The sequence below is a fragment of the Neorhizobium sp. P1_A6 genome (assembly GCF_056406795.1).
On record NZ_JBFTZM010000035.1, the window covers coordinates 1 to 7,238 of the forward strand.

The window sequence follows — 7,238 nt, forward strand, 5'->3', positions numbered from 1 at the left end:
GGCAGTTCGAATCGTGTTGCCCGAGGTGGCAAAATGGATGGCAAGCGTTTAATACGCCCGCATATGCACTAACATCCGGCGCAAATGCCGGAGCGGGAAAACCTATTGAACGCCAAGAAAAATAAAAAGCACCACTTGGACTCTGGTACCATATCCAGCGTCCTGAAGCGGGTGATCGCCGAAAACGGCAAGGATCACATCCGGGGCTATGCCTTTGCGATCTTCTGCCTCGTTGCGACAGCCATGTCCACCGCCTTTACCGCCTGGATCATGGAGTCGGTCGTCAACGAGGCTTTTGCCAATAAGCGTGCCGATATTGTTCTGGGCATCTGCGGCGCGATTTTTGCGGCCTTCGTCATTCGCGGCCTCGCGACCTATGGTCAGGCTGTGACGCTTTCCAAAATAGGCAACAATATTGTTGCCCGTTATCAGCAGCGTCTGTTTTCGCATCTCATGAAGCTTTCGGTAGGCTTTTTTGCAGAGGCTCGTTCCGCGCATCTTGCCGCTCAGGTCAGCCAGAACATCGGCGGCATAAGAGATGTTCTCAACCTGATAATCACGTCGACCGCCCGCGATCTGCTGACCCTCATCTCGCTGATCGCTGTCATGGTTTCAAAGGACTGGGTGCTCTCGCTGATCGTATTTGCCGTGGCACCCCCTTTGATTTTTGCGCTCCGCCATGTGTCACAGCGGCTGCGTAGCGTGACGCGAGAAGCGGTCGAGGTGGGCAGCAAGGTGCTCGGCGCCATGCAGGAAACGATCCAGGGCATCACCGTAGTCAAGGCATTCACGATGGAGCAGCAGCTGGAGCAGAAGGTTCGACGCATCATCGAGACCTCCGAAAGGCAAAGCAACCGTATTGCCCGGCTCTCCGAACGCACCGCGCCGCTCACAGAGACGTTTGCCGGCGTGGCGATTTCTAGCGTGATCGCCTACGCCGCCTTCCGCTCTATCTATGATAATGTGCCGCCTGGCGCCTTCTTCGCCTTCATCACCGCGCTTCTGATGGCTTACGATCCAGCGCGCCGGCTTGCCAGAATGCAGGTCCAGATCGAACGCGCTGTCGTCAACGCGAGGATGATCTACAGTTTGCTGGATATGCAGCCGTTGCAGCGGGAAAAGTCGAACGCACCAGATCTCGTCATCACCAATGCGCAGATCGAACTGAAGGGTGTCGCTTTCGCCTATGGAAACGGCGCCCCTATCCTGAGAGGCGTCAGTCTGGTCGCGGAAGGCGGCAAGACGACTGCGCTGGTCGGTCCGTCGGGTGCCGGAAAGTCAACTATCATCTCGCTGATACCACGTTTCTACGATCCGGTCGAAGGTCAGATCCTGATCGACGGACAGGACATAGCCGGTGTTACCAAAGCCTCGCTGCGACATGCCCTCGCCTATGTGACGCAACAGCCTTATCTGTTCGAAGGGACGATCCGCGACAATATCCGCTATGGGCGGCCGGAGGCCACCGACGCGGAAGTCGAGGAGGCTGCGCGGCAGGCCTATGCACATGACTTTATCCTTGCGCAACCGATGGGTTACGACACGCCTGTCGGCGAAAATGGCATGACCCTCTCGGGCGGCCAGCGGCAGCGGCTTTCCATCGCCCGGGCACTGGTCCGCGACGCGCCCATCCTCCTTCTCGACGAAGCAACTTCTGCACTCGACAATGAATCAGAAGCCGCCGTGCAAAGAGCGCTCGATTCCACCATGCGGGGGCGGACCGTGGTCGTCATCGCCCATCGCCTGTCGACGGTCGTCAATGCCGACAAGATTATTGTAATGCATGAAGGTCGTGCGGTTGAAGAAGGTACACACRAGGAGCTCGCCAAGAGCAAGGACGGCCTTTATGCCCGTCTGAACAACCTGCAATCGTCCGATACACTTGTCGTTGAATGAGCAGGAGCGGCAACTTCGCCCACCGCTTCGCATAGCGCATCATCCGATAGCCGCCCTGCGCGCATGTCGGTTCACAAACGTTCCCAGTTCGTCGGGACGATATCTCTGTCATCCTTGTCTGGTGCGCGGAACCATTGCTTGGGGGCAATGACGTGTTTGTCCGGACGTGGGTTGAGCCATGCGCCCCACCAACTGAACGAACTATTAGCGATAATTTGTGCATGGCACGCAGCCATCAGGTGCATGTCTTCACCATCCCGGCCATCGTTTTGAGGTTCAATAAAAACCATCGGGCGTGATGATTGCAGGTTGCTTCGTGCCCATTGCGGTTCGTCCGAAAAAACGAAGAATGACGCGTCGCCGACACGGTCAAGCATGCGGCGCATCGCCTCGTGGTACCAGGACGGCTCGCATGTTCCGTGGACTGCATTTGCCGAGGGGCTGGTGACGTAGTCACCACGACGGACATGAATGGAAACCGGCGCGGTGGCGGCGTCGATCAGGGCGAGCAACTCTTGCCGCGCCGGGCTCAATGGCGACTTCAGGCTGAAGTCGCTGCGTATGGCGGCAGCCGATGAGGCGAAATATTGCTCGCTCTGCCAATAGCCGGAAAGATGCAACGATCCGCGTAAGGCTGGTACCTTGCTATCGAAGGCGAGACCGTTCTCGACGATCCGCTCGCAGCTTGAACGATCAGACTTCAAGGCCGACGTGAACTTACGCAAGAGGCCCCTTTTCGGCTTGCCAGGGACCTCATCGGGCTGCGCGACCACTGCCTGTATATTGAACTGATCCAAGGCGAAAGGCCGCAGCTTATAGGAGCCCATCTCGATCAGATCCAGCTTCAGCTCCGCGTCATTGGCGATCGCCAAGGCACGGCCGGCCGCATATTGAAACATCTGGTTGCCCAGGCCGCCGAGGATACGCGTGATGATCACAGGTTGGTCTTTCGCATCTCGGCACTTCCGTACCGCAAGGAAACTGAAATTGGTTCAAACCCGATTCTGCCATCGCCCGATGTTGGGTAAATTGCAGACAAAACGGCCGATATCGTCGCCGGCACGGTAGATGGCCCTCAACTTGCGGAAGCGTCCCGACTTACGCTCGCGTTTGGCGCCTTGCCAGATTTCGGATTGCTCGGCTGTTTCTGCCGTGTGGATCACCGGCAAGGGCCAAACCCCGTAACTGCCGACACCATGCGTCCAGAAGCGGTCCAGATGGCAATCCACCGGCTCGAACCACACATCGGCCTTTGCCAGAAGTTTGGCGGCCGCCTTCGGGGACACGGCGTAACTGGAGGTGCCATGCGGCCCGATCTTGAACCGGATAATGTCTGTGCCGGATCCGGATGTTTCACAGACACGGAAACTGCGCTGCTTGTGTCCGGAAAAACGAATGAGGCCGTATGTCCCGATTTTATCCGCAGCATAGCGGTATGCCTCAAGAAAGTTTCCGTTGATGGAGACGTCGTCCTCGAAGATCAGCAGGGGCTTGTTCTCCCTGACGCTCCGTTCCCAGAGCAGGTAGTGGCTGGCATAGCAACCGAGCTCGCCGGCATTCAGGATGAAACCACGCCTGATCTCTGCAAGCCGCGGATCGAATTTTTCGAAAAGCGGGTGGCCGTTACGACCCTCGACGGCATTGAAAAAGCCGTAGGGCAGGCTAAAGGGTGCAAGCGTCGTGATCATTTTGGCGCGACGGTCGGCCGAGCGCTCAAGGTTGACGACGACGATTTCGAGCGCATTGTCTTCTGCCATATACAGCCACCCGGGTGCCATTTCAGGTTAGCTTTCTGCTTTCGGCGCACATCGTTGTCAATGCATGATGATGCCGTGGCCCGTTGCGTCGGCTCACGGTTGGTCAAGAGCCACGATACAGTTACCTGAACAGGCCCACGAGCTGTTGAAATCGTTTTCTGATCGAGTTCCGGAGCTTCAGGCCCTTCGTCCGAAACGACTTTTCCGGCTTCAGCGACGATATCTTGGCAGGTGCCAGTCCACTACGTGGTCCGGCGACTTCCTTGGCAATCCTTGACAGAATCGCAAACAGATTGTGTTCGTTGAGAACGCGGCGACGTGATTCTTCCAGATAAGGCAATGCGCGTTCTGCCGTGTCGGATTCGATCACGTGCTTGATCGCCCGAATAGCGTTTTCATGATCGAGGATGTCGATCCTCGTCAAGGCCGCATTTGGGAAATACTCCAGTATGTTTCTGCTGCCGTGATAGATCGGATAGGTAAGAGTCAGAAATGGATCGGCAAGCTTCTCCGTCCAGTAATGGTCAAATGTCGAGTTCTCGATCGCAATGTGATATCGATAATCCGAAAGTACATCCATCTTATCGGTAAAGTCGTTGACACCCCGTCCGAAGACATCAATTTCATCGCCGAAATAGGTCTTTATGCGCTCGACAAATGCAAGTCGCTCGCGATGCCCTTGCGTATAGGCTTTATTAGACGATACGATAGAAACTTGTTTCGTCTTTACCGGGCGAAAGGTTTCGAACTCACACCAGCCGATACCTCGTGATTTCAGCTGCCCCGGCTTCTCCCAAACCCCGACGTGCCATGGCAGTCCAACTTGTGAGAACCTGACATTTGGATGTCGCGTACCGATATCCGTAGTCAAAACAAGGTCGAACTGGGACAAAAATCCTGGGAGATATGTTTTTATCGTGCCAGGCTCTGAAGCAACAAAGACGCGATATGCTGCTTTGACCGCGGGTAAGGGCTTCGGCAGCACGTCATAGACGAACAACACGTCGCACTCCTGCCCATCCCAGGCAAGGGAGAAACGGACCTCATCCCACTCAGGCACGAAAAACGGAAACTGGCGCGACCACATTTCCCCGTTGGGTGCCGCCGATACGAAGCCTGCGTTTATCACTTCAAAGATCCATGGTGCGTATCATCCGTGTAGATGCCGCAAATGCATCCTAATCTTGCGGCGGCGGTACTTACCTCCAGTGGAGGTGAAAGTCTACCGCGTCGTCAGGATTTGACCTCTCCGGAATATTGCGGCTCCACAACCTTTGGCGGGCCGGAACGCTGCAAGATTCGACAAAATGCACTATCGGAGCAATGAAAGATCGATATCATCTTTATTTCTCATATTGTCTGACAACTCTAAATCCAGTTTTAAGGTGCGTCACCGTGCATCGGATTTGCACATTGCGCGTTAGGAGGCGTCAGTTCGATCTGCTAGGCTCAGATGGGGTATTCGGCTTGAGCCCATCTTCGAGGACTTTGCCTTTGGGAAGGCGGGAGTATCCGCACAGCGCCTTTGCAGTCGCTCATTTGCCCTTCGCTCAGAATCAGGATCATCGGTCGGCCATGGCCGTCGCAAACAGCATGGAGCTTGGAGTTCAGCTCGCGTTCACGACCAGTTGGCTACCGGCCGCTAGATCAGGGTTTTGGCAGTCGTCGATACCTTCTCTCGCTTCTCGCCGACGGTCGATGCACGCTTCAATTACAAAGGCGAAGACGTGGTTCAGACACTGGAACGAGTATGTCCGCAGGTCGGTTATGACCTCAAAATCAATTCTGCCAAAGTAGTGCTAGGCTGTGAACTCATAAATCTTATTGGCTGAGATCGCTGGCAGGATGGTTCAGTCTCCTCAATAGCTCAGATGGAGCCAATAGTTCGGGTCCGTTTCGAGGATTTTTAACAGCTCCAAGTATCTCGACCTTGCTTCAGTCTCATCCGGTGCTGCGTTCCTCCACAGCGTGAAGTCGGCTGGCCTGAGAAGCTGATCGCCCTCAAAGTCGCGTATTTCGATGCTCGGCAAAGACGTGAGGATCGCCGCGATCACACGATCTGGTCCATGGCGTACGGCGTCCCATGCTGGATGTTCAAAACCTTCGATAGTTTCAACTACGATATTCAGGCTCATCTTTGTTTCCTGCTGCCGCACCTGCAGTATAAGCTGGTTCAACGTCCGTAACGAAGAAGGCTTTCCTGTCGCTGTCAATTCTGATTCAGGCTCCGCATGAACAGATATGACCTGACCGACTTCGAATGGCGCAAGATCGAGCCATTGTTGCCAAACAAACCGCGTGGTGTGCCACCTGTTGACGACCAAAGGGTCTTGAACGGTATCTTCTGGGTTCTGCGGTCTGGAGCGCCTTGGCGTGACATGCCGGAACGATATTGCCCCTATACGACCTGCTACAATCGTTTTCGACGCTGGATGAGGGCCGGAATCTGGGACAGGTTGATGGATGCGCTCACGAGACCGTCGGATGATAGCGTTACAATGATCGATGGCACTTCCGTTCGCGTACATCATTTGGCGGCAACACTGAAGGCGGATCACCAGGATCGATGCCTTGGGCGAAGTCGCGGCGGTCTTACGACAAAAATCCATGCCGTGACTGATGGCAAAGGGCTGCCAAATCAAGATTGCCATCACACCCGGTAACGCCCACGACCTAACTGCAGCCAGCGAACTGCTCAGTGATCTTACCCCTGGCGGAATGCTGCTTGCTGACAGAGCTTATGATGCCGATTGGCTACGCGCAAAGCTGAGAACCAGGCGTTCTTGGGCGAACATCCCACCTAAATCCAACCGAAAGAGACCGGTCGTCTTCAGTCCGTGGCTTTACAAGAAGCGAAATCTCATCGAGCGCTTCTTCAGTAAGCTGAAGCGCTACCGAAGAATTGCGACCCGGTACGACAAGCTGGGCGCAACGTTCCTCGCCATGACAAAGCTGGCTTGCGTTCGCCTCATTCTACGCCATAACGAGTCCACGGCCTACATCGAGAGTTTTAATGGCAAGTTCCGCGCTGAGTGCCTGAACGCCCACTGGTTCAGGAGCCTCGACGACGCACGGGCAAAGATGGAGGATTGGCGTAGAGACTATAACGAGTTCCGGCCACATAGCGCGATCGGCAACAAGGTGCCGATTTCGCTCATGAACGGCTTATCGGCACCCCCGCCGAACCAAGCCCTAACCCCGGAAAATTCCAGCGCCCGCTGGCCCAAAATCGGGGTGCACCTTCAAGAAACCGAAAACCTCTACTTCCGATGGTCCAACGTTTGGGGGCGGCTCGAAACCGCCGAGGCTCTAATCGCTGCCGGGTGAAACTTCAGTGGCAGTTCGAATCGTGTTGCCCGAGGTGGCAAAATGGATGGCAAGCGTTTAATACGCCCGCATATGCACTAACATCCGGCGCAAATGCCGGAGCGGGAAAACCTATTGAACGCCAAGAAAAATAAAAAGCACCACTTGGACTCTGGTACCATATCCAGCGTCCTGAAGCGGGTGATCGCCGAAAACGGCAAGGATCACATCCGGGGCTATGCCTTTGCGATCTTCTGCCTCGTTGCGACAGCCATGTCC

The 7,238-nt window shown here is 55.4% G+C and carries 5 protein-coding genes and 2 pseudogenes; 3 read left to right on the forward strand and 4 right to left on the reverse strand.

The window, feature by feature from the left end; translation table 11 throughout:
* Positions 1-84: 84 nt before the first annotated feature.
* Positions 85-1,896, forward strand: a complete 1,812-nt coding sequence (locus AC1D3C_RS29800; RefSeq protein ID WP_477485416.1) for an ABC transporter ATP-binding protein — start codon at positions 85-87, stop codon at positions 1,894-1,896.
* Positions 1,897-1,967: 71 nt separating this feature from the next.
* On the opposite strand, the gene AC1D3C_RS29805 is transcribed toward AC1D3C_RS29800, so the two are convergent.
* The 4 genes from AC1D3C_RS29805 to AC1D3C_RS29820 form a co-directional block, all read right to left on the reverse strand.
* Complete coding sequence (locus AC1D3C_RS29805; RefSeq protein WP_247037010.1) at positions 1,968-2,834, reverse strand: alpha-1,2-fucosyltransferase; 867 nt, start codon at positions 2,832-2,834, stop codon at positions 1,968-1,970.
* A gap of 54 nt (positions 2,835-2,888) precedes the next feature.
* The gene (locus AC1D3C_RS29810) at positions 2,889-3,674 is read right to left on the reverse strand and encodes a glycosyltransferase family 25 protein (RefSeq protein ID WP_477485417.1); all 786 of its coding nucleotides are present in this window, start codon (positions 3,672-3,674) and stop codon (positions 2,889-2,891) included.
* A gap of 100 nt (positions 3,675-3,774) precedes the next feature.
* Positions 3,775-4,782 (reverse strand): glycosyltransferase family 10 domain-containing protein, encoded by a 1,008-nt coding sequence (locus tag AC1D3C_RS29815; RefSeq protein WP_477485418.1) that lies wholly within the window; start codon positions 4,780-4,782, stop codon positions 3,775-3,777.
* Between the two features lie 730 nt (positions 4,783-5,512).
* Entirely contained in the window at positions 5,513-5,788 is a 276-nt protein-coding gene (locus AC1D3C_RS29820; protein ID WP_247036997.1) for a hypothetical protein, read from the reverse strand.
* A gap of 96 nt (positions 5,789-5,884) precedes the next feature.
* Here AC1D3C_RS29820 and AC1D3C_RS29825 point away from each other — a divergent pair.
* Both AC1D3C_RS29825 and AC1D3C_RS29830 read left to right on the forward strand, forming a co-directional pair.
* Positions 5,885-6,632: pseudogene (locus AC1D3C_RS29825) on the forward strand (IS5 family transposase); the annotation flags it as partial.
* 15 nt (positions 6,633-6,647) lie between these two features.
* A pseudogene (locus AC1D3C_RS29830) lies at positions 6,648-6,836 on the forward strand (integrase core domain-containing protein); the annotation flags it as partial.
* Positions 6,837-7,238: the final 402 nt, after the last annotated feature.

Bases quoted from the DNA above. Each gene is read 5' to 3' on its own strand.
- AC1D3C_RS29810 (WP_477485417.1), bottom strand. From the start codon at position 3,674: ATGGCACCCGGGTGGCTGTATATGGCAGAAGACAATGCGCTCGAAATC.
- AC1D3C_RS29820 (WP_247036997.1), bottom strand. From the start codon at position 5,788: ATGAGCCTGAATATCGTAGTTGAAACTATCGAAGGTTTTGAACATCCA.